Annotated in this window: 17 protein-coding genes; 14 read left to right on the forward strand and 3 right to left on the reverse strand. The window is 39.8% G+C overall.

Annotated features, from left to right (window positions below; all coding sequences use genetic code 11):
• Positions 1 to 58 precede the first annotated feature (58 nt).
• The 11 genes from ACTNB8_RS07635 to ACTNB8_RS07685 all read left to right on the forward strand — a co-directional run bounded on the left by ACTNB8_RS07635 (position 59) and on the right by ACTNB8_RS07685 (position 14,040).
• Positions 59 to 1,336, forward strand: coding sequence for a YidC/Oxa1 family membrane protein insertase (locus ACTNB8_RS07635; RefSeq protein ID WP_441053691.1), 1,278 nt, complete (start codon positions 59 to 61; stop codon positions 1,334 to 1,336).
• Positions 1,337 to 1,359: 23 nt separating this feature from the next.
• A complete protein-coding gene (gene jag, locus ACTNB8_RS07640) occupies positions 1,360 to 2,298 on the forward strand; it encodes an RNA-binding cell elongation regulator Jag/EloR (protein ID WP_441053647.1) in 939 nt (312 codons plus the stop codon).
• Positions 2,299 to 2,417: 119 nt separating this feature from the next.
• Entirely contained in the window at positions 2,418 to 3,791 is a 1,374-nt protein-coding gene (gene mnmE, locus ACTNB8_RS07645; RefSeq protein WP_441053649.1) for a tRNA uridine-5-carboxymethylaminomethyl(34) synthesis GTPase MnmE, read from the forward strand.
• 15 nt (positions 3,792 to 3,806) lie between these two features.
• Complete coding sequence (mnmG, locus tag ACTNB8_RS07650) at positions 3,807 to 5,693, forward strand: tRNA uridine-5-carboxymethylaminomethyl(34) synthesis enzyme MnmG (protein ID WP_441053650.1); 1,887 nt, start codon at positions 3,807 to 3,809, stop codon at positions 5,691 to 5,693.
• 27 nt (positions 5,694 to 5,720) lie between these two features.
• Positions 5,721 to 6,443, forward strand: coding sequence for a 16S rRNA (guanine(527)-N(7))-methyltransferase RsmG (gene rsmG, locus ACTNB8_RS07655; protein ID WP_441053652.1), 723 nt, complete (start codon positions 5,721 to 5,723; stop codon positions 6,441 to 6,443).
• Positions 6,444 to 6,640: 197 nt separating this feature from the next.
• A complete protein-coding gene (locus ACTNB8_RS07660; protein WP_441053654.1) occupies positions 6,641 to 7,678 on the forward strand; it encodes an ABC transporter ATP-binding protein in 1,038 nt (345 codons plus the stop codon).
• Positions 7,662 to 8,525, forward strand: a complete 864-nt coding sequence (locus ACTNB8_RS07665) for an ABC transporter permease (protein ID WP_441053656.1) — start codon at positions 7,662 to 7,664, stop codon at positions 8,523 to 8,525. The genes ACTNB8_RS07660 and ACTNB8_RS07665 overlap by 17 nt, the downstream gene beginning before the upstream one ends.
• Positions 8,526 to 8,538: 13 nt before the next feature.
• Entirely contained in the window at positions 8,539 to 10,047 is a 1,509-nt protein-coding gene (locus tag ACTNB8_RS07670; RefSeq protein WP_441053658.1) for a GldG family protein, read from the forward strand.
• A complete protein-coding gene (locus ACTNB8_RS07675; protein ID WP_441053660.1) occupies positions 10,048 to 11,652 on the forward strand; it encodes a DUF4340 domain-containing protein in 1,605 nt (534 codons plus the stop codon). It begins immediately after the preceding gene.
• 329 nt (positions 11,653 to 11,981) lie between these two features.
• Positions 11,982 to 13,016, forward strand: a complete 1,035-nt coding sequence (locus ACTNB8_RS07680; RefSeq protein ID WP_441053662.1) for a threonine aldolase family protein — start codon at positions 11,982 to 11,984, stop codon at positions 13,014 to 13,016.
• 70 nt (positions 13,017 to 13,086) lie between these two features.
• Entirely contained in the window at positions 13,087 to 14,040 is a 954-nt protein-coding gene (locus ACTNB8_RS07685) for an alpha/beta fold hydrolase (RefSeq protein ID WP_441053664.1), read from the forward strand.
• Between the two features lie 43 nt (positions 14,041 to 14,083).
• Here the strand turns inward: ACTNB8_RS07685 and ACTNB8_RS07690 are convergent, their stop codons facing one another.
• The 3 genes from ACTNB8_RS07690 to ACTNB8_RS07700 all read right to left on the reverse strand — a co-directional run bounded on the left by ACTNB8_RS07690 (position 14,084) and on the right by ACTNB8_RS07700 (position 17,357).
• Positions 14,084 to 15,232 (reverse strand): ABC transporter permease, encoded by a 1,149-nt coding sequence (locus ACTNB8_RS07690; RefSeq protein ID WP_441053666.1) that lies wholly within the window; start codon positions 15,230 to 15,232, stop codon positions 14,084 to 14,086.
• Positions 15,219 to 16,340 carry an ABC transporter permease gene (locus ACTNB8_RS07695; protein ID WP_441053668.1) on the reverse strand — a complete coding sequence of 374 codons (1,122 nt, stop codon included), beginning with the start codon at positions 16,338 to 16,340 and terminating at the stop codon, positions 15,219 to 15,221. The genes ACTNB8_RS07690 and ACTNB8_RS07695 overlap by 14 nt, the downstream gene beginning before the upstream one ends.
• Before the next feature lie 87 nt (positions 16,341 to 16,427).
• On the reverse strand, positions 16,428 to 17,357 hold the full coding sequence (locus ACTNB8_RS07700; RefSeq protein ID WP_441053670.1) for an ATP-binding cassette domain-containing protein: 930 nt from the start codon (positions 17,355 to 17,357) through the stop codon (positions 16,428 to 16,430).
• 260 nt (positions 17,358 to 17,617) lie between these two features.
• On the opposite strand from ACTNB8_RS07700, the gene ACTNB8_RS07705 reads away from it, so the two are divergent.
• The 3 genes from ACTNB8_RS07705 (at position 17,618) to ACTNB8_RS07715 (ending at position 20,141) form a co-directional block, all read left to right on the forward strand.
• Entirely contained in the window at positions 17,618 to 18,688 is a 1,071-nt protein-coding gene (locus ACTNB8_RS07705; RefSeq protein ID WP_441053671.1) for a sensor histidine kinase, read from the forward strand.
• A gap of 25 nt (positions 18,689 to 18,713) precedes the next feature.
• Complete coding sequence (locus ACTNB8_RS07710; protein ID WP_441053673.1) at positions 18,714 to 19,334, forward strand: response regulator; 621 nt, start codon at positions 18,714 to 18,716, stop codon at positions 19,332 to 19,334.
• Between the two features lie 339 nt (positions 19,335 to 19,673).
• On the forward strand, positions 19,674 to 20,141 hold the full coding sequence (locus tag ACTNB8_RS07715) for a nucleoside deaminase (protein ID WP_441053675.1): 468 nt from the start codon (positions 19,674 to 19,676) through the stop codon (positions 20,139 to 20,141).
• Positions 20,142 to 23,540 lie beyond the last annotated feature (3,399 nt).

The following is a 23,540-nucleotide window of genomic DNA, read 5'->3' on the forward strand; positions in this document are numbered from 1 at the left end:
AGTAAAGACCATACGATCATGCCTTATAGCAGGCATTAAGGAGGAAACAGACTTGGAAATGATTTTAGCTACAAAAAGTGGTACCCCGATCATTGGCCAGATTGCAGTAGTAATGGGCTGGATCATGAACGGTATATACAAGGTACTGGATATGGTAGGTATTCAGAATCTTGGCCTTTGTATCATTATTTTCAGTATTCTGATCTATCTTTTTATGACTCCTCTGCAGATTAAACAGCAGAAGTTTTCTAAGCTGAGTGCTATCATGCAGCCGGAGATCCAGAAGATCCAGAAGAAATACCAGGGAAAAAAAGATCAGGAATCTATGATGAAGATGCAGGAAGAAACACAGGCCGTATATCAGAAATATGGTGTTTCTGCAACAGGAAGCTGTGTTCAGCTGGCAATTCAGCTGCCGATCCTGTATGCTCTGTATCAGGTTATTCAGAATATTCCTGCTTATGTAGGCAGTGTAAAAGCAATCTTTGATGTAGTTTCTACAAAGATTCTTGCAGTAAACGGATTTACAGATATTATCCAGAACTTTATTACAGACAACAAAATGAGCAGAGTAAGACTGGTTCTTGATAATGGAGTTGCAACATCTGATTCTGTTATTGATTTCCTGTATGCGTTATCTCCGACTCAGTGGACAAAACTTTCTGAGATGAGTCAGTTTTCAGGATTCTCAGATCAGATTACAAAGACAGCGGCTGAAATTCAGAAAATGCAGACATTTGGTGTCCTCAATATTGCAGACCAGCCTTTACATTATATAACAACAGGTTCTCTGATAGTTATTATCGCAGCACTTTCAATCCCGGTTCTTTCATGGGCAACACAGATGCTTACCCTTAAACTGATGCCGCAGCCTGCAACACAGAACAGTGGAAATGATCAGGCGAATGCAATGGCAGGTTCCATGAAGACAATGAATACAGTAATGCCGCTTATGTCAGCATTCTTCTGTTTCACTTTCCCTGTAGGTCTTGGTATCTACTGGATCGCAAGTGCAGTTGTACGTAGTATACAGCAGCTGCTTATAAACCGTCACCTGGATAAAATGAACATTGATGATCTTGTAAATGAAAACATGAAGAAGATGGAAGCCAAGAGAGCAAAAGAGGGACTTCCTCCACAGAAGATCACCAATCAGGCGCATCAGAGTGCCAGAAATATTAATAAGGTTGAAAAAGGTATGAGTGGTACAAGCGAAGAAAGCCGTGCAAAGAAAGTAGAAGAAGCTTACGAAAAAGCGACTCATGCAAAAGAAGGAAGTATTACGGCGAAGGCAAATCTCGTCAGGGCATATGACGAACGTAATAAAAAGAAATAAGAAAGGAAGGTCGGGGTTTTATCATGGATGAATATATGCAGTTTTCAGCAAAAACAAAAAATGAAGCAATTACCAAAGCATGTATTGAACTGGGTGTATCCAGTGATCAGCTTGAAATTCAGGTAATAAGTGAAGGAAGTACAGGCCTTTTTGGATTCGGAAAAAAACCGGCAATCATCAAAGCCCGTAAAATCGAAATTTCATCTGAAGAAAAAGAAATCGAAGAGATTGTTGATTCTGTAAAAATTGATGCATTTAAGGCAGAAGAGAAAAAAGAGCAGCCGAAACCTGTTCAGCAGCCTGCAGAGAAATCCGTTTCAGTACCTTCTTATAAAGAAGAAGCAAAGGAAAAACCGGTAAGAGAACCAAAACCGGCAAAAGATAAACAGCCAAAAGAAAAGAAGTTCAAAGAGAAACCGGTAAAAGAAGTAAAGGAAATAAAAGAAAAACCGGCAAAAGCTGCAAAAACTATTGAGATCATCACAGATCCTGAAGAGATTAAAGAAATCGAAGAAAGAGCAGCAGTATTCCTGAAAGACGTATTTACATCTATGAATCTTGGAGATGTAGAAATCAAGTCCGAATATAATACATCTGATGGCTGTCTGGAAGTTGATTTTGAAGGGGAAGACATGGGAATCCTTATCGGAAAGAGAGGACAGACTCTTGATTCACTTCAATATCTGACAAGCCTTGTGGTAAACAAAGGAAAATCCAATTACATTCGTGTAAAGCTGGATACCGAAGATTACCGAAGAAGAAGAAAAGAAACACTCGAAAATCTGGCAAGAGGAATTGCCTACAAGGTAAAGAAAACACGTAAGCCGGTTGTTCTTGAACCAATGAATCCTTATGAAAGAAGAATTATTCATTCTGCGCTTCAGGGAAGTAAATTTGTAGAGACGGTCAGCGAAGGTGAAGATCCATACCGTCATGTAGTAGTAAAACTTAAGAGATATTAATTATAAAGATGTTATTCTAGGTGAAAGCGTGAATAATACGTAGTTGACGTATGCTTTCATCTGGGGTAACATTTTTTATGTAATAGGAAATTAGATAAAAGTCCTGAGGAGAAATAATAATGGATAAGACAATAGCTGCAATATCCACAGCCATGAGTGCTTCCGGAATTGGAATTGTGAGAATCAGCGGTGATGAGGCGATGGATATTATTGCGAAGATCTACCGTTCCAAAAAAGGAAACAAAAATATAAAAGAAGTAAAAAGTCATACTATTCACTATGGTTTTATCTATGATGGTGATGAAGTGGTGGATGAAGTACTGGTTATGATCATGAAAGGACCTCATACTTATACAGGAGAGGACACCGTAGAAATAGACTGTCATGGTGGAGTATATGCCATGAAGAGAGTGCTGGAAACTGTTCTGAAGAACGGTGCAGAGATTGCAGAGCCTGGTGAATTTACAAAAAGGGCTTTTCTGAATGGAAGGCTGGATCTTTCCCAGGCAGAGGCAGTTATGGATGTAATACAGGCAAAGAACTCCATGGCACTGAAAAGTTCAGTAGAACAGCTGAAAGGTTCCGTGCTTCGTGCAGTAAAAGAAATCCGAAGCAAACTGATCTATCATATTGCCTATATAGAATCTGCACTGGATGATCCGGAACATATAAGTCTTGACGGATATCCACAGGAATTACATGAAGTTGTGGAAAAGGAGAGCCGGGAAATCAGTGAGTTGTTGAAAACTGCCGATGACGGACGAATGATTCAGGAAGGAATAAAGACTGTTATCCTTGGAAAGCCAAATGCGGGAAAATCTTCTCTTCTGAATTATCTGGTAGGTGAAGACAGAGCCATTGTTACGGAGATTGCCGGTACAACGAGAGATATTCTGGAGGAATATATATCCCTGAACGGTATTACACTTCGTGTTATTGACACAGCGGGAATAAGAGATACAGAGGACGTTGTTGAAAAAATCGGCGTTGGTAAGGCAAAACAGATGGCTGAAGATGCGGATCTGATTCTTTATGTAGTGGATTCTTCCCTTCCTCTTGATGAGAATGATGAAGAAATCATGGAACTTCTTAACGGAAGAAAAAGTATTGTCATCTATAACAAGACAGATCTGGTATCGGTAGTTGATATGGAAATTCTGAAAAAGAAGACAGGAAGCCCTGTTATTCCTGTATCCGTTGTGGAAGAGACAGGAATCAGTCAACTGGAAGATGATATTAAAAGAATGTTCTTCCAGGGGGAACTCACTTTTAATGATGAGGTATATATTACAAATGCAAGACATAAGGCAGCACTTGAGGAAACGCTTGAAAGCCTTAAACTTGTAGAAAACAGTATAGATATGGGAATGGCAGAAGATTTCTTTTCTATCGATCTTATGAATGCATACGAGAGTCTTGGACGTATTGTCGGAGAATCTGTAGGTGAAGATCTGGTCAATGAGATTTTTTCTAAATTCTGTGTTGGTAAATAATCGGAGGAAACTGAAATGGCAGCAAAAATTCTGGAAAAAAACTGTGACGTAGTAGTTGTTGGAGCAGGACATGCCGGATGTGAAGCTTCGCTTGCATGTGCAAGACTGGGGCTGGATACTGTGATGTTTACGGTAAGTGTAGAAAGTATTGCACTGATGCCCTGTAACCCGAATGTAGGAGGAAGTTCCAAAGGACATCTTGTAAGAGAACTGGATGCACTTGGCGGTGAAATGGGAAAAAATATTGACAAAACTTTTATTCAGTCAAAGATGTTAAATAAATCCAAGGGACCGGCAGTTCATTCACTTCGTGCACAGGCCGATAAACAGGCTTACAGTACGGAAATGCGTAAAACACTGGAAAATCAGCCGAATCTTACTATTAAGCAGGGCGAAGTAACGAAACTTCTGGTAGAAGATGGAAGAATTACAGGTGTAGTTCTCTATTCAGGTGCGATCTATCATTGCAAAGCTGTTGTATTATGTACCGGAACTTATCTGAAAGCCCGCTGTATTTATGGAGATGTAAGCAATTATACAGGTCCTAACGGACTTCAGGCAGCCAATTATCTGACAGATTCTCTGAAAGAACTTGGTATCGAAATGTTCCGTTTCAAAACAGGAACACCTGCCAGAATTGCGGGAAATACGATTGATTATTCTAAGATGGAAGAACAGTTCGGTGATGAGAGAGTGGTGCCATTTTCTTTTTCCACAGATCCGGAAAAAGTTCAGATTCAGCAGAAATCCTGCTGGCTCACGTATACAAATGAAAAAACACATGAGATCATCCGTAATAATCTTGACCGCTCACCATTGTATTCAGGAATGATCGAAGGAACAGGACCAAGATATTGTCCGTCTATTGAGGACAAAGTTGTCCGTTTTGCTGATAAAAACCGCCATCAGGTATTTATTGAGCCGGAAGGACTTTATACAAATGAAATGTATATCGGTGGAATGTCCAGTTCACTGCCGGAAGATGTACAGGATGAAATGTATCATTCTGTTCCGGGACTGGAACATGCAAAAATAGTCAAAAATGCTTATGCAATTGAGTATGACTGTATTAATCCAAGACAGCTTTATCCGACACTGGAATTCAAAAAAATCAAAGGTCTGTTCAGTGGTGGACAGTTTAACGGAAGTTCAGGATATGAAGAAGCTGCCGCACAGGGACTGATCGCAGGAATAAATGCTGCCATGGAGATCAAAGGTCAGGAACAGCTGGTTCTGGACAGATCGGAGGCATATATAGGAGTTCTGATCGATGATCTTGTAACAAAAGAAAACCATGAGCCGTACCGTATGATGACAAGCCGCGCAGAATACCGTCTTCTTCTGAGACAGGATAATGCAGATCTGAGACTTCGCAAAAAAGGTTATCAGGTAGGACTTATTGATGAAGAAACCTATCAGGCTGTACTCAAAAAGGAAAAGGATATTGCGGCAGAAATCGAGAGAACAGAGCATGCAACTATCGGTGGAACACCGGAGGTTCAGAAACTTCTGGAAGAAAAGAAAAGTACACTTCTGAAGTCAGGAACGACAATTGCGGAACTGATAAGAAGACCTGAACTGAATTATGAAGATCTGGCTCCTGTTGATAAAGAGAGACCTGAACTGCCATGGGATGTAAAGCAGCAGGTAGAAATAAACCTTAAATATGAAGGGTATATCAAGAGACAGATGAAGCAGGTAGAACAGTTCAAGAAGCTGGAGGCAAAGAAAATACCGGAAGATCTTGATTATGAAAAAGTAGGCAGCCTGCGAATTGAGGCAAGACAGAAACTGGAAGAGTACCGTCCAATTTCCATAGGACAGGCATCAAGAATATCCGGTGTATCACCGGCTGATATTTCTGTGCTTCTTGTATATCTTGAACAGTACAGAAGAGGATAAAATACCATAATGAAAGGTGGCACACAAATGGCTTATGATCTGACGGTTCTGGAACAGGGAAGTCAGCAGATTGGAATCAGTCTGAATGAAGAACAGAAGAAGCAGTTTATTGCTTTTTATGAATATCTGGTAGAAAAAAACAAAGTTATGAATCTTACAGGAATCACAGAATTTCAGGAGGTACTAGTAAAACATTTCCTGGACAGTCTTGCCTGTGTAAAAGCAGTAGATATGAATGAAGTGAAAACAGTCATGGATATTGGAACAGGAGCCGGATTCCCGGGGGTTCCACTGAAAATTGCATTTCCACATCTGGAAGCCTGCCTTCTGGATTCCCTGAAAAAAAGAGTGAATTTTCTAGAGGAAACGTTTGAACTTCTGAAACTGGAAAATATTACTGCGATACATGGAAGAGCAGAGGAATTTGCAAAGAATAAGGCATACAGAGAAAAATACGACCTCTGTGTCTCAAGAGCGGTATCCAATCTGGCTACTTTATCAGAGTATTGTCTTCCGTATGTGAAGGTCGGAGGAAAATTTATTTCCTATAAATCCGGAACAGTAAAGGAAGAAGTAGAGCAGGCAGAAAAAGCAGTCAGCATTCTGGGTGGAAAAATTCAGGATGTGGTATATTTTAATCTTCCTGATTCAGAAATCCAGAGATCACTTGTAGTGATCAAAAAAATCAAGTCAACTCCGGGTAAATATCCACGTAAAGCAGGAACTCCGTTAAAGGAGCCGCTTGTATAATAACTATAACGTCTATTTGTCCTATTTTCACAAAATAAACACACAATAATCCTACTTTTATCACAACTTTCTCATAGAATATCTTAAAGGAGCGGATTAAAGATCCGCTCCAGGAAAAGATGCTTCCGGGTACCCCCTATCTCTGTTTCTCCCGGGAGCATTTTCTCTTGATATAGCATAAAAAGGAGGAGAGTCTTGTGATTGAAGTAAACAATCTGGTCAAACGATATGGAGACCATACGGCAGTTGATCACCTTTCTTTTAAAATAGAGAAGGGAAAAATTTACGGTTTTCTTGGACCGAACGGAGCCGGTAAGTCAACAACAATGAATATGATCACCGGTTATATTGCATCTACGGAGGGAACGGTTTCCATAGATGGACACGATATTCTGGAGGAGCCTGAGAAAGCGAAGAAATGTATCGGGTACCTGCCGGAGCAGCCACCTCTTTATTTCGATATGACAGTACTGGAGTATATGAACTTCGTTGCTGATCTGAAAAAAATTCCCAAAGATAAGAAAAAAAACATGGTAGAAGAAGTCATGGATATGGTCAAAATCTCTGACATGAGAAACCGACTGATCAAAAACCTGTCAAAAGGTTACCGTCAGAGAGTCGGACTTGCACAGGCTATTCTTGGATATCCGGAAGTGATCATTCTTGATGAGCCCACAGTAGGACTTGACCCGAAACAGATTATTGAAATCCGTGATCTCATTAAGAGTCTTAAGAAAAAACATACAGTAATATTAAGTTCTCATATTCTGTCAGAAGTGAGTGCAGTATGTGATTATGTTCTGATCATTTCTCATGGAAAACTGGTAGCCAGTGATACACCAGATAATCTTGGAAAATTGGCAGCAGGTTCCAATAATCTGAACATCCTTGTAAAAGGTGACAAAGATAAAATAAGAATTATCTTAAATCAGATAGATGGAATAAAAGAAATTTCCATAAATCCGGCAAAAGAAGAAGAAGGATGGGACGTAAATCTTTCTACAAAGGAAGATACAGATGTCCGTGAAGAAGTATTCTTCAAGATGGCAGAAAATCATTATCCAATTCTAGAAATGCAGTCTAAGAAGGTATCTCTGGAAGAAATCTTCCTGGAACTGACTGAGGATAACAAAAAAAGTTCTGTTGAACCGGAAATAAAAACTGCCGCGGAAGCAGAAAAAGTGATAGAAGAGAAGAATCAGGAAGGAGAAAAAGACGATGACAGCAGTTTATAAGAGAGAACTGAGAAGTTATCTCACATCTATGATCGGTTATCTGTTCATGTTTTTTATCCTGCTTTTAACCGGCATTTATTTTTCAGCATATCAGCTGGCAGCAGCATATCCAAAATTTGAGTATACTTTAAGTGCACTGACTTTTGTATTTCTGATCAGTGTACCAATTCTGACAATGAGAGTTCTTGCAGAAGAGAGAAAGCAGAAAACGGATCAGCTTCTTCTGACATCACCGGTGTCTGTTGAAAAGATCGTACTTGGAAAATATCTTGCACTGGTAACTATTTTTGCAATCCCGATGATTATCATGTGCCTGTATCCACTTCTGATGTCAAAATTTGGTACGGTATCTTTTGCAGCAGCATATACTGCAATCCTTGGATTTTTCCTGCTTGGCTGTGCAAATCTTGCTATTGGTGTGTTTATTTCATCGCTTACAGAAAGCCAGGTAATTGCAGCTGTTCTGACTTTTGTATTTTTATTTGCATTTTATATGATGAACGGAATTTCTTCTTTCTTTTCTGAAGGATCCCTTTCTACATGTATTACATTCGGACTTCTGATCCTGGCTGCAGCAATTATTATTTATACAATGATCAAAAATTTCCTTATATCAGCAGTAATCTGTGTAGCAGGAGAGATTGCACTGGTAATTGTTTATATAGTCAATTCCAGTTTCTTTTCCGGAGGAATCCAGAAAGTGCTGAATATATTTAATCTGAGCAGTCATTTTGACAATTTTGCCAATGCCATATTTGATATAAAAGGAATCGTATATTTTCTGTCTGTGATAGTTATATGCATGTTCCTGACAGTACAGTCTATAGTTAAGAGACGCTGGAATTAAGGAGGCCGCAAAAATGAAAATGACTGAAAAGTGGAAAGAAAAAAAAGCCCACAAAGAAGAGAAAAAAGTAAAAGAAAAGAAACCGTTAAAACAAAGAATCAAAGATTCCATGAATAAGAAATATCTGAAAAACGGTTCATACAGTGTGATAATAAGTGCTGTATTTATTGTAATAGTTATTGTAATAAACATGATAGTTGGTGCACTTCCGACAAAATATTCCGAGTTTGATGTCAGTGAACAGAAACTGTACAGTATTGGAGATCAGACAAAATCATTTTTGAAAAAACTGGACAAAGACGTTACAATCTATCAGGTTGTAAAAAGCGGATCAGAAGACGAAACAATCAGTAAACTTCTGGAAAAATATGCAGAAGAGTCTGATCATATCAAAGTTGAAGAAAAAGACCCTGTTGTAAACCCGAAATTTACTTCTGAATATACAAGTGATGACGTGTCTTCCAACAGTCTGATCGTTGTATGTGGGGACAGAAGCAAAGTAGTAGATTACAGTAATATCTATGAATCTTCAATAGACTATAATACTTACCAGTCCCAGACAATAGGATTTGACGGTGAAGGACAGATCACCAGTGCTATTTCCTATGTAACTTCCGAAGACATGCCGGTTCTTTATACTCTGGACGGACATGGTGAAAAAGAACTGGATTCAACTATTCAGGAGGATATTCAGAAAGCAAATATTGATATCAAATCACTGAATCTGATAACAGAAGAAAGTGTTCCGGATGATGCAGCCTGCCTGCTGATCAATGCACCTACTACAGATATTTCTGAAGCAGAAAAAGATGCAATCCTTGAATATCTGGAAAATGGCGGAAAGGCAATGATCTTCTCTGATTACACCACAGAATCCATGGACAATTTTGATGCAGTCCTGAAAAATTACGGTGTAGAAAGAGTAGACGGTATTGTAATTGAAGGCGATACACAGCATTATGCACAGATGCCATATTACCTTGTACCGACAGTAAACAGTACAGACGCAATCTCTGATTTTGCTTCACAGGGTTATTACGTACTGATGCCTTATGCACAGGGAATCAAAAAGACAGATGATATCAGAGATACAGTAACAGTAAACAGCCTTCTGACAACTTCAGACAGTGCTTACTCCAAGGTTGATGTAAACAGTGGAAGTGTTGACAAAGCAGATGATGATGTTGACGGTCCTTTTGATCTGGGTGTCAGCATTACAGAAACCCTTGATGATGACAAAGAGACACAGATTGTTTATTATACAAGCTCCAATCTGATGGAAAGCCAGATCAACCAGATGGTTTCCGGTGGAAATGAGCAGATGATCATGAGCTCCCTGAACTGGATGTGCAGCAATGACGAGACAACAACAATTTCTATTCCATCCAAGAGCCTGGAAGTTTCTTATCTGACTCTTACAGCATATGATGTAAGCTTCTGGAAAATCTGCGTAATGGGTCTTATCCCTGGTGCGTTCCTGGTAATCGGATTTATGGTATGGCTGAAAAGGAGAAAGGCATAAATGAAAAGTAAAACAGTAAAAATGATTTCAGCTGTTATTGCTCTTGGAGTTCTTTGCGGAGCATACGCAGGAGTAAAGACTTATGTTTCTTCTCAGGAAGCAAAAGAGTCCGAAGCGGAAGATAAAAGTGAAACGGTTACGGATATTTCATCAGATGATGTAAAATCTGTAGCTTACACAGCAGATCAGGATAATGTTGAACTTGATAAAGAAGATAATGGCTGGGTAAGAAAAGACGAGACAGATTTTCCTTTAAATCAGGATTCTGTTGACAGTGCAGTGAACAATGCCATTCAGCTCACAGCAGACCAGAAAATTACGGATGTGGAAGATTTAAGTGAATATGACCTTGATTCTCCACAGAATGAGATTAAAATAACCACTGAGGACGGTACAGAGACTGTCCTCCAGGTGGGAATGGAAAACAGTTCAACAAGTCAGTACTATGTAAAGAAAGCTGACGACGATAAGACAGTTTATCTTGTATCTCAGTCTTCGCTGGAGCCATTTATGGGATCTGTATATGACAATATGGCACAGAGCGAAACTTTTCCGACAGTGACAACTGCCACGATCTCAGATGTAAAAGTAGATAAAGAAGACGGATATGAACTCAAACAGGATCCGGATGATCTGTTCTGGACAGTATCTGATGATAAAAATTCAGAGAAAGCAGATACGTCAAAGGCCGGAGAAGTCACATCAGCCATTGGTTCAATGGCATATGATATATTTGTGGATTATAACTGTACAGATGATTCGAAGTATGGCTTTGATAATCCATATGCGGTGATCACAGCAAAATATACGGAAGAAGAAACTACAGAAGATACTACAGATGAGAAAGAAACAGCAGATACATCAGAAGATGAGAATGCAGATACTACAGAGGTTTCCGGCGACAGTGAAAAATCAGCTGATGAAGAAAGCACAGAAGACAATGCAGTTACAGTTGATAAAGAAATCACTATCTATGTAGGTGACGAAACTGACGGTGACCGTTATGTAAAAGTAAATGACAGCGATCAGGTTTATACAGTAACAACAGATTCTCTATCCGCAATACTGGACAGCAATGCTTCTGATTTTTATAGTATGTCTGTAAATTATGTGTCTGTAAATGATCTGGATTCACTTGAAGTGCAGTCCGCAGATGGAACACATACAGTTAATGTGACAAGAGAAACGTCCAAAGAAGAAGAGGATGAAGACAGTGAAGAAACAACAACAACGACTTATTCTCTGGATGGAAAAGATGCAGATGAGACAGCATTCACAACCTTTTATAACAAACTTATAAACATGACTGCACAGGAGCGGGCAGAAGACAGTAAACCGGAAGATGATCCTGCATATACCTTTACCTTTACAAAAACAGATGGGACAACACTGACAACAGAGTATTATGAATATGATACAAACTTCTACGCGGCAGTTGTAGAGGATAAGGTTTATCTGGTAAACAAGATGAATGTACGTGATATGGAAGATGCTTACAAAGAGCTGTTAGGTGATGATTCCGGGAATGCAGAAGATTCGGAGAAAGAAACCGATACAGAAGCAGATCAGACAGAAAACACGGATTCCGAAGAAACAGCAGAATGAGACATGTGCGGAGACGGGGAATGCCAGAGATGGTGTTCCCTGTTTTTTACTTTATAGGAAATTACTCCGTAATGTTCCAATAAAGCAAAAAACGCTCCGCGAGGATGCGACTAGATGCATTTGGAATATGTCTGCTAAAGCAGACTGCATCTAGCGCGCAAAGCGTAGCAAGTCCCTCAAAGCTTGAGGGATTCAGGGAGTTTGAAGCGGACTTGTCCGCTTTGTTCTGCAATTTTCCGGAGAATTTTTTCAGGCAAAAAAGCCGCTACATTTTTGCAGTGTTGTATGATAAAATAAAAAAAGATTACGAAGAAAAAGAGGTATCACAGATGTTAAGCTTTGAAAACGATTATTCAGAGGGAGCGCATGAAATAATACTGAAGCGCCTGATAGATACAAATATGGAACAGTTGTCCGGATATGGAACCGACCACTACTGTGAGACTGCAAAAGAGAAGATAAAAGCAGCATGCGGCTGTGAGGATGCAGAAGTGTTTTTGCTGACGGGAGGAACTCAGACAAACCAGATTATCATAGATACGGTTCTGGCGCCATATGAGGGCGTTATAGCCGCAAAAACGGGACATGTCAGTACACATGAAGCCGGTGCAATTGAATTTACCGGTCATAAAGTGCTGGAGCTGCCACAGAAAGACGGCAAAATACAGGCGGCAGATCTTAAGAATCTTCTGGAAACATTCTATGGAGATGGAAATTATGAACATATGGTATTTCCGGGAATGGTTTATATTTCTCATCCGACAGAATATGGAACTCTGTATACAAAGAAAGAATTGGAAAATCTGTCCGAAATATGCCATGAATACAAAATTCCACTGTACATGGACGGGGCAAGACTGATCTACGGAATTGCAGCAGAAGAGACGGATGTAACACTTAAAGATATTGGAAAATTGTGCGATATTTTTTATATAGGTGGTACAAAAGCAGGTCTTCTCTGCGGGGAAGCGGTAGTTTTTACAGAAAAGACAATGCCTGCACATTTTTTGACAAGGGTGAAGCAGCATGGAGCACTTCTTGCAAAAGGCAGACTTCTTGGAGTACAGTTTGATGCACTTTTTACATATGATCTTTATCTGAAGATCGGTAAAAATGCCATAGAAACAGCTGCTGTTCTTAAAAACGGACTAAAAAAAGCAGGATATGAATTTTATATAGATTCACCGACTAATCAGATATTTATTGTGATTGATAATGGACAGCTAAAAGAACTGCAGAAACATGTGACAGTCAGTTTCTGGGAAAAGAAAGATGATTTGCATACTGTGATACGGTTTGCAACAAGCTGGGCTACCAGAATGGAAAATGTTTATAAAGTTCTGGAAGTACTGCAAGGATTGTAAAAATACTGTTTTTGAAGTATAATACAACTATTCAGAAAATTGTTCAGATGTAAATAAAGGGGGATGCAAATTGAAAAAACATAAAAATAAACTGATCACATTCGCAGTACTGACGGCCACAGCAACAGCCGTGATCCATGTGACAAACAAAATTATTGCAGCATCTGCGTGTCTGAAGGAAATGCTGGATACAGGAACAAGAAATTATTATCACTGGCGTTTCGGTGATATTTACTATACGAAAAAAGGAAAAGGAAGTCCGGTTCTTCTGATCCATGATATGCTTCCAGGTGGTTCAGGATATGAATGGACAAGGATTGAAGATGACCTGGCACTGGAACATACAGTATATACGATAGATCTTCTGGGCTGTGGACGATCCGAAAAGACCGGTATGACGTATACAAACTTTGTATATGTACAGAGTATTTGTGATTTCATAAAAAACGTGATTGGTGAAAAGACAGATGTGATCACCAGTGGGTATTCAGGATCTTTCGTTATTATGGCATGTCATAATGAGAAGCAGCTGTTTAACAAAATTATGATGATAAATCCACCAAACATCAGTACACTGAAAAAGATGCCGGGCAAAAAAGGAAAACTGCTGAAATACTTTATTGAAATTCCAGTATTTGGAACACTTGTATATCATATAGCAGTATCACGAAATGCAGTGACAAACCTCTTTATAGAGAATCTGGCATTTGATCCCTTCCATCCGGATCAGGAACTGATAGATGCTTATTATGAGGCTGCTCACAGAGGCGGAAGCTTTGCAAAATCTGTATATGCAAATAAAACTGCAGGATATATGAATATTGATATAACAAGAGCTTTGAAATCCATAGATAACAGTGTATATATTGTAGAGGGAGAAGCAGAAAACAACGGACAGACAATCACAGAGGCATATCAGGCAGTGAATCCTTCGGTAGAGGCTGTCACGTTAGATGAAACGAAGCATTTTCCTCAGTTTGAAGTGCCGGAAAAACTGCTTGAGCAGATTGGAATCTTTTTCTGAAAATTTCATATATGAGAATAAAAACAGGGCTGGGGAAATTCCTTCAGCCCTGTTTCTGATATCTGGATATCGCAAAGATCACAGCCAGAAGTGCTACAACATAAAGTGCTTCAATCCCCATATATTTCCATATGGTGGAAAGAGTTTCTGCCGGAAGAATATGATACCCTGCAAGTGTGTCGTTGACTTTTTCAAACCAGTAAACCGGAAGAAACTGCGAAACAGTAAGGACATTTTTATTCATGACATCCATAGGTACAAAAACACCGCAAAGGAAGCACATACCCAGGGAGATAATATTGGAAATACCGTTCACCATATTGGTGTCTTTTACAAAAAGCCCGGAAAGATACGAAATGCAGAGTGAGATACAAAGCATGAGTACTGTATTCAGGCTGTAATAAAGGATACCGGAAGAAGAAAGAAATTCTTCTTTATACAGTACAACAGCACCAATCAGAGCTACTGCCAGCAGTATACTGCCGATGGTACACATTGCGAGAAAACCTTCCAGATTCTGCCGCTGGCGGGAAACAGCTGATGCAGCCATTCGTTTCTGGATATCGTCTTTGCGGAATGCCATAAGGATATATCCCATGGAGTAACAGAGACTGCCCAGGAACAGATACGGAAGATACCGAAAATAATAAACGAAGGAAGGAGTCTCGCTGTTGCTGGAAGCATCTTCAAGCAGTTGAAAGGAAGTTTTCTCAGTTATCTGAGATGCTTCAGAAGCTTCTTGAAGCGTAAATCCGGCTGCCATATATGTTCTTACCGAGTTCAGGTAACTGTTGATTTGATGGTCAACATAAAAGGAAGTATAAGAGCCGGGAACGCTGGTAACTGAGAGCGGGTTTCCGTTTACGATACAGGATTCATAAAAATCTTCCGGAATCTGTACAATGTATTCCACATCACGGTAAAAAAGCTTTTCCTGCATCACAGAAAGATCATCAGGAATGACAGAGACCTGATGGATGTTTTGCAGATATTGTATAAGCCCTTCTGAAAGTGGCGAAGAATCTCTGTTGCAAACGGCAATACTCATACTTGAAGTTGCGTAGTTTTCTGCGGGATTTTTTTCCAGAGACAGTTGGATAAATATAGTGACTGAGAAAAAAATTGCCAGGTACATCAGAACAAGTCCCATATTTCTTTTTAATAGTTTCATGTAACATTTATATACTGTCATAACGTTCCCTCCTGATCATAAGAAATGAGATTCCGATCAGAATAATACTCATAATGGACAAGGTAATAAGATTCCTGTAATAGCGGGCAGAATCATCATAAACATTGATACAGTAAAAGGCATCAGAGATAAGTGAAGCAGGATTCAGCCGGTTTATTATAGGAGCTCTCTGTTCTATGATATCCTTCATTCTGTTGTTCATAAGTCCTGACAGAAAACTGCTGAACATGGATACTCCGAGGAGTATGCCGACTTTGATCCCTTCTTTTATTTTTCCGAGGCTTCCCACAAAAAATCCAAGAGATACACCGATCAGGCTGCCGAGAAGTGAGATAAGCAGCATGGGACCGATCTGCCCCTGAAAATCAAGATGCAGGACATATCTGAGATAAAGAAGCAGCACGATCACATCAAAATATCCCAGAAGGAAGGAGGCAATCTGTTCAGACAGCACCAGATGGAGTTTATGTGTGGGTGTAACACATCTTCTGGCAGCAAGCGAGGAAAGATTTGCCTGGAGTGTGATCGCCGATCCAAAGCCGATAAAACAGCCGTAGAGGCATGCCATGGCAATCAGTGCATAAAAAAACTGGACATTTCCGTCTATAGTTCTGCCGCCAAGAGATATTTCACTGATCAGGTCACTGGTATTCGACATCTGTTTTAAACCGTCCAGCAGACCAAGCGGATGTTTTTTCAGAATTGTTCGTAAAGTGGCCATGTTGCTTTCATAACTTTCCAGGATGGATTGAAGAATACTTTCAGGAATGCCACTTGCACTTACTGTCAGTGAAGGGAAAGTTTCAGCATAGTAAATTCCGGATATTTTTTTATCTTTAAGTGCCTGAAGTGCATCCTGCGAAGACATTTCCTGTACGGAAATAAGGTCGCCGGAGTTTTCTACCTGTTCAAGATAATAGAGAAAAACAGGATTTGAAGAGGCATCTTTTACTACGGCAGTCTTTACTGTCTGGAAATCCGCCTCGTCCAGATTACCAAAAGCAAAGAAGAAAAAGGTTCCAAGTATGATTGGAAAGAACAGTGGCCAGAATGTCATGGAAAAATTTCTTATTTTGACTGCCAGATTATATTTTATCAAATGAAACATAAAAAGTTCCTTTCTGTCAAAATATACATAATAATGTATAAATATTCACAATATATAACTGATACAGCAGAAAACAGGCTGTGCATTTTAATCCCGAAGCTGCTTTCCGGTAATTTCCAGAAACACATCATTCAGTGTTGGCTGTTCAGAAAATACCCGTCCAAAAGGCAGATCATTTTTCTGAAGATAATCCAGAATATGGATCAGATTATGGCGGGCGCCGGTACAGCGGACTGTAAGGATCTGATTTTCATACTGCAGGTCAAAAACATGAGAGAGATTTCGGATTTCCATCAGATGATGGTCATCAAGGATTACTGCTTCAATTGTAATTGTCTCACCTGTTTTTATCATTTTTTTGAGTTCTTCCTTGGTTCCGGAAGCGATAATCTGACCGTGATCCATAATTGCGATCCTTGTGCAGATCTGTTCCACTTCCTCCATATAGTGTGAGGTGTAAATTATGGTGGAACCCTGTTGGTTAAGCTTCTGAATTCCCTCCAGAATCTTGTTACGGCTCTGGGGATCAACGGCAACAGTTGGTTCGTCCATGATGATCAGGCGAGGTTTGTGCGCAATGCCACAGGCAATGTTAAGCCTGCGGAGAAGGCCTCCGGAAAGCTTTTTGGGGCGCATTTTGCGGAAATCTTCAAGCCCTGTAAACTGTATTGCTTCTTCAACAAGTTCACGCCTGCGGAATCTGTCTTTTATGTAAAGCCCACAGAAGTAATCGATATTCTCATATACAGTAAGTTCGTCAAAAACAGCCACATTTTGCAGGACAATACCAATCTGCTGCTTGATTCTGTAATTATCAGGCGACATGGCTTCGCCAAAAATCTCAACAGTACCTTTGTCGTAGTGGAGCAGGGAAAGCATGCAGTTGATGGCGGTGGTTTTGCCTGAGCCATTCGGGCCGAGAAGACCGAAAATCTCACCTTCCCGGATATCAAGATTAAGATGGTTCAGAGCAGTCAGATCGCCGTATCTTTTTACAAGATTTTCTATATGAATCATAAGAATTGCCTCCGTGATTATTGTGATGATATCTTCAGTATAAAGGCTGGGCAAAAAAAAGCCAAGTGAATGCTATCATGAAGATGACATGACAAATGTCACTGTTTGTTTTGAGACAGTGAATTCCTTTGCGATGGGCTGTCGAGTATATTATAATAAACCTGAAGTTACTGTGAATAGAGAGAACAGTAACAACCTGAATCAGATTTTGAGTGGAATATTGTAACCGGTAGAGATTATACGGTATCTGAGGGTGTTTTATGAGATATTTTTTTGACGCCGGACTGCTGGCACTGTATTGCGCAGCTGCCTTTTTTCGGATGAAAATGGATATAAACACAGTTGTTGCGGTGCTATGCGTGGTGATAATGGTCTGCACCTGTTATGCGAATGGAAAAAAACCGATAAAAACTGGTATTATTGTGATATATGGACTGCTTGGCATGTGGTATAAAGATATGGCAGCCTTTTATCCGCTGATGATTTACTGTGCGGCTGATGGCAGGGCTTTTTTATGTGGGGCAATTGAGGGTGCATTTGGCCTGTACAGATGGAGCGGAAATATAACGGTGGAGAATGCTTATGGATTACTTCTGGGGTGCGCACTTGCCCTGGTTTTGCAGAAAAACACAGAGAAAAACAAAGAATTGAGGGAAAAACTGCAGACGATAAAAGATGACAGTGAAGAGAAAAATATACTGCTGTCAGAGAAAAATAAAGCACTTCAGGAGAAGCAGGATTATGAAATTTATACGGCAATATTAAAAGAGCGAAACAGGATTGCAAGAGAAATTCATGATAATGTCGGACATGTGCTTTCCAGGTCGATTTTGCTTGTGGGCGCAGCGAAAGCAGTAAATAAAGACGACAATATGAATGCGGTGCTGGGAGGCCTGGACGACTCTCTTAATTCAGCAATGGACAGCATACGGAGCAGCGTGCATGATCTTCATGATGAGGCAGTGAATCTTAAGGAAGTTCTACAGGGAATTGTACAGGAATTTACATTCTGTCCGGTGAAATTCACTTATGATATGACAGGAGAAATCCCAAAAGAAATAAAATACTGCTTTATCAGTATTGTGAAGGAATGCCTTTCAAATATAATAAAACATAGCAATGCGACAACTGTATGGATAACGATACGTGAACATCCGGCACTGTATCAGCTGTGTATCGAGGATAACGGCGGAAAAAACAATGAAAAAGCCAATTATTCAGGAGGTATTGGAATACAGAATATGCAGGAAAGAGTGAAAATGCTTCATGGTAATTTCCAGATAAGCAACAAATCAGGATATCGGATTTTTATTACTGTTCCAAAGAAATGAAAGTATATATAAATTGGAGGGAAAAGTGAATATTGTTATAGTTGACGATGACTGCCTGGTTGTGCAGGCGCTGAAAACAATACTGGAGGCAGGTGGAGAAGTCCATGTAACTGCAACAGGCGAAAATGGGGAAGAAGCCTGTAAATTATACAGAGAATGGAATCCGGACGTACTTCTGATGGATATTCGCATGAAAAAAATGGATGGACTGGAAGCTGCCGAAAAAATTCTGAAGGATTTCCCAGAGGCGAAAATCCTTCTGCTTACAACCTTTTCTGATGATGAATATATAGTAAAAGCATTAAAATTTGGGGTAAAAGGATATCTGTTGAAACAGGATTACGGAAGTATTCTGCCTGCTCTGAAAGCAGTAAAATCAGGGCAGACGGTGTTTGGAAGTGAAGTTGTTTCAAAGATACCAGACCTGATTAATGCGTCAGAAAAGTATGATTACAGTGCACATAACATCAACGAAAGAGAGCTTGAGATAATCAGACTGATTGCAAATGGATATAGCAATAAAGAAATTGCTGCGGAACTTTTCCTGGGCGAGGGAACAGTCCGGAATTATCTCAGTTCAATACTGGATAAATTACAGCTGAGAGACAGAACACAGGTGGCGGTTTTTTATTATCAGCATAAGTGATGCGAAAGAGGTAAAAAACGAGACGAAAATCATGTGTATAAATATACATAAAAAATGATTAAAAAGGGAGAAGGGCACCGAAAAAGCTGAAAAACGGAAAAAAAGGCGGCTGGAAACAACCGGAAAAGACAGAAAAACAGCAGTAGAAAACATGAAGAAAGAAAAACAAATGTTTTCGTGGGAGAGACATTGCGGATTTCCTGATTTTGGCACTTTGTTTTATAATGGAAATATGAAAAAATACGAGGAAATAATAGAAAATATAAGATAATAATAGAAAATAAAGAAAAATATAATATATTTTCAAGATGAATAAGAGCGATTGGTATGGAGGATAATATGGATGATAAGATTTATATGAAAAAAGCAATAGAGTTGGCAAAGGCAGCAGTGGAACATGGTAATGAGCCATTTGGAGCAGTGCTTGTAAAAGATGATGAAATAGTATTTACAAATGAAAATCAGATATATACGAAACATGATCCTACATTTCATGGAGAAGCTGGTCTGATCCGAGAATTCTGTGAGAAAATAGGGATTACGGATTTACATGAGTATACGATGTATGCAAGCTGTGAACCGTGTTTTATGTGCAGCGGAGCTATGGTATGGGTAAAACTGGGAAGACTTGTATATGGAGCATCTAATGATGATCTGGAGAAAATACTTGGAAATGAAGGCGGCTGCAATTGTTCAAGAATTGTATTTGAAAATTCATTCTGGAAACCAGACGTGACAGAAGGAGTTTTACGTGAAGAAAGCATAAAGGTGCTGGAAGAATACTTCAGAACACATCAGAAAGGATGAGAAATTTGATAGTATTTGTTAATGCGACTGTGATTTTATTATTATCCTTTAATAGCAATTGATTTTTTTGAAATTTTTTGATAGCAATATAACATATCAAAACAAGAAAGCAAGGTCAGCACGAACCCGGTGCAGCACCTGCAAATTCCGAGCGCAGATAAGACGCCAGTCGCACGAACTCGGCTGCGCCTCAAACAAGTGCTTGGAGGCGTCAGCTAGCTCAGAATTAGCGACGGAGCTTCCGCTAAGGTTCGAGCCCGACCTGCTTTCTGTTTTGAAATTGTATACTGGTGGAAACTGAATTGTCTAAACCATTACGATGTTTCACGTGAAACATTATATATGAGATAATGCTAAGAAATAACTGCAAAATGACATAGCTAATGAAAAATAGATATTGTATTCAGGGAAAAGATTACTTGCTATAAAAAAGTAACAGTTGATCTATAATTTATGACCTGGAATAATATATGAAAATCAAAAGAGCAAAAATGTAGATTATTAGTTGATAATATAGCGAAGCAGGATACAGAAAAAGTTTTCCAGACGGTAAGTGCAGCGAGCGTCGAGAGGACAGCGCTAGCTGCTGCCACAGAGGACCATGTCTGAGCGAAAGCGAGTTCGGTCCGAATGGCAGCAAAAAAGCGCGCGGGCCGAACAGAGAGCGAAACGTGTCAGGAAAACTTATTTCTGAAATCCTGAGAGCGTATATTTTATTGAGCGTATGTGTTAATGTGAGTGAAATTCTATTATTATCCTTTAATAGAAATTGACTTTTTTAAAATTTTTTGATAGCAATATGACATATCAAAACAAGAAAGCAAGGTCAGCACGAACCCGGTGCAGCACCTGCAAATTCCGAGCGCAGATAAGACGCCAGTCGCACAAACTCGGCTACGCCTCAAACAAGTGCTTGGAGGCGTCAGCTAGCTCAGAATTAGCGACGGAGCTTCCGCTAAGGTTCGAGCCCAACCTGCTTTCTGTTTTGAAATTGTATACTGGTGGAAACTGAATTGTCTAAACCATTACGATGTTTCACGTGAAACATTATATGAGATAATGATAACGCCGAGAAACAATCGCAAAAATATAGATTATTAGTTGTTAATACAGCGAATCAGGATACAGAAAAAGTTTTCCAGACGGTAAGTGCAGCGAGCGTCGAGAGGACAGCGCTAGCTGCTGCCACCGAGGACCATGTCTGAGCGAAAGCGAGTTCGGTCCGAATGGCAGCAAAAAAGCGCGCGTGCCGAACAGAGAGCGAAACGTGTCAGGGAAACTTATTTCTGAAATCCTGAGAGCGTACATTTTATTGAGCGTATGTGTTAATGTGAGTGAAATTCTATTATTATCCTTTAATAGCAATTGATTTTTTTTAATTTTTTGATAGCAATATGACATATCAAAACAAGAAAGCAAGGTCAGCACGAACCCGGTGCAGCACCTGCAAATTCCGAGCGCAGATAAGACGCCAGTCGCACGAACTCGGCTACGCCTCAAACAAGTGCTTGGTGGCGTCAGCTAGCTCAGAATTAGCAACGGAGCTTCCGCTAAGATTCGAGCGCAACCTGCTTTCTGTTTTGAAATTGCATACTGGTGGAAACTGAATTGTCTAAACCATTACGATGTTTCACGTGAAACATTATATGAGATAATGATAATGCCGAGAAACAATCGCAAAAATATAGATTATTGGTTGATAATACAGCGAATCAGGATACAGAAAAAGTTTTCCAGACGGTAAGTGTAGCGAGCGTCGAGAGGACAGCGCTAGCTGCTGCCACCGAGGCCCATGTCTGAGCGAAAACGAGTTCGGTCCGAATGGCAGCAAAAAAGCGCGCGTGCCGAACAGAGAGCGAAACGTGTCAGGGAAACTTATTTCTGAAATCCTGAGAGCGTACATTTTATTGAGCGTATGTGTTAATGTGAGTGAAATTCTATTATTATCCTTTAATAGCAATTGATTTTTTTTAATTTTTTGATAGCAATATGACATATCAAAACAAGAAAGCAAGGTCAGCACGAACCCGCTGCAGCACCTGCAAATTCCGAGCGCAGATAAGACGCCAGTCGCACAAACTCGGCTACGCCTCAAACAAGTGCTTGGAGGCGTCAGCTAGCTCGGAATTAGCAACGGAGCTTCCGCTAAGGTTCGAGCCCAACCTGCTTTCTGTTTTGAAATTGTATACTGGTGAGAATTGAATTGTCTAAACCATTACGATGTTTCACGTGAAACATTATATATGAGATAATGCTAAGAAATAACTGCAAAATGACATAGCTAATAAAAAATAGATATTGTATTCAGGGAAAAGACTACTTGCTATAGAAAAGTAACAGTTGATCTATAATTTATGACCTGGAATAATATATGAAAATCAAAAGAGCAAAAATGTAGATTATTAGTTGATAATATAGCGAATCAGGATACAGAAAAAGTTTCCCAGACGCTAAGTGTAGCGAGCGTCGAGAGGACAGCGCTAGCTGCTGCCACCGAGGACCATGTCTGAGCGAAAGCGAGTTCGGTCCGAATGGCAGCAAAAAAGCGCGCGTGCCGAACAGAGAGCGAAACGTGTCAGGGAAACTTATTTCTGAAATCCTGAGAGCGTACATTTTATTGAACGTATGTGTTAATGTGAGTGAAATTCTATTATTATTCTTTAATAGCAATATGACATATCAAAACAAGAAAGCAAGGTCAGCACGAACCCGCTGCAGCACCTGCAAATTCCGAACGCAGATAAGACGCCAGTCGCACGAACTCGGCTACGCCTCAAACAAGTGCTTGGAGGCGTCAGCTAGCTCGGAATTAGCAACGGAGCTTCCGCTAAGGTTCGAGCCCAACCTGCTTTCTGTTTTGAAATTGCATACTGGTGGAAACTGAATTGTCTAAACCATTATGATGTTTCACGTGAAACATTATATGAGATAATGATAATGCCGAGAAACAATCGCAAAAATATAGATTATTGGTTGATAATATAGCGAATCAGGATACAGAAAAAGTTTTCCAGACGGTAAGTGTAGCGAGCGTCGAGAGGACAGCGCTAGCTGCTGCCACCGAGGACCATGTCTGAGCGAAAGCGAGTTCGGTCCGAATGGCAGCAAAAAAGCGCGCGTGCCGAACAGAGAGCGAAACGTGCCAGGAAAACTTATTTCTGAAATCCTGAGAGCGTACATTTTATTGAGCGTATGTGTTAATGTGAGTGAAATTCTATTATTATCCTTTAATAGAAATTGTATACTGGTGGAAACTGAATTGCCTAAAATATTACGATATGTGTTAATGAATACTTTATCTCCCAACAATTCTGAAGATGAATGTCAGCAAGTAAATCTATTTTATACAATCCCAAAAATAAAATATTGTTTATAATTCACAATAAACTTATAGAAAAA

The sequence above is a fragment of the Blautia sp. HCP28S3_G10 genome (assembly GCF_052065235.1).
In the GTDB taxonomy this organism is placed as follows: domain Bacteria; phylum Bacillota; class Clostridia; order Lachnospirales; family Lachnospiraceae; genus Blautia_A.

Excerpts from the sequence above, each read along its gene's own strand:
- mnmE (WP_441053649.1), top strand. The coding sequence starts at position 2,418 with ATGGATAAGACAATAGCTGCAATATCCACAGCCATGAGTGCTTCCGGA.
- mnmG (WP_441053650.1), top strand. The coding sequence starts at position 3,807 with ATGGCAGCAAAAATTCTGGAAAAAAACTGTGACGTAGTAGTTGTTGGA.
- ACTNB8_RS07705 (WP_441053671.1), top strand. The coding sequence starts at position 17,618 with ATGAGATATTTTTTTGACGCCGGACTGCTGGCACTGTATTGCGCAGCT.
- rsmG (WP_441053652.1), top strand. The coding sequence starts at position 5,721 with ATGGCTTATGATCTGACGGTTCTGGAACAGGGAAGTCAGCAGATTGGA.
- ACTNB8_RS07690 (WP_441053666.1), bottom strand. The coding sequence starts at position 15,232 with ATGACAGTATATAAATGTTACATGAAACTATTAAAAAGAAATATGGGA.
- ACTNB8_RS07700 (WP_441053670.1), bottom strand. The coding sequence starts at position 17,357 with ATGATTCATATAGAAAATCTTGTAAAAAGATACGGCGATCTGACTGCT.
- ACTNB8_RS07675 (WP_441053660.1), top strand. The coding sequence starts at position 10,048 with ATGAAAAGTAAAACAGTAAAAATGATTTCAGCTGTTATTGCTCTTGGA.
- ACTNB8_RS07680 (WP_441053662.1), top strand. The coding sequence starts at position 11,982 with ATGTTAAGCTTTGAAAACGATTATTCAGAGGGAGCGCATGAAATAATA.
- jag (WP_441053647.1), top strand. The coding sequence starts at position 1,360 with ATGGATGAATATATGCAGTTTTCAGCAAAAACAAAAAATGAAGCAATT.
- ACTNB8_RS07715 (WP_441053675.1), top strand. The coding sequence starts at position 19,674 with ATGGATGATAAGATTTATATGAAAAAAGCAATAGAGTTGGCAAAGGCA.
- ACTNB8_RS07665 (WP_441053656.1), top strand. The coding sequence starts at position 7,662 with ATGACAGCAGTTTATAAGAGAGAACTGAGAAGTTATCTCACATCTATG.
- ACTNB8_RS07670 (WP_441053658.1), top strand. The coding sequence starts at position 8,539 with ATGAAAATGACTGAAAAGTGGAAAGAAAAAAAAGCCCACAAAGAAGAG.
- ACTNB8_RS07635 (WP_441053691.1), top strand. The coding sequence starts at position 59 with ATGATTTTAGCTACAAAAAGTGGTACCCCGATCATTGGCCAGATTGCA.
- ACTNB8_RS07695 (WP_441053668.1), bottom strand. The coding sequence starts at position 16,340 with ATGTTTCATTTGATAAAATATAATCTGGCAGTCAAAATAAGAAATTTT.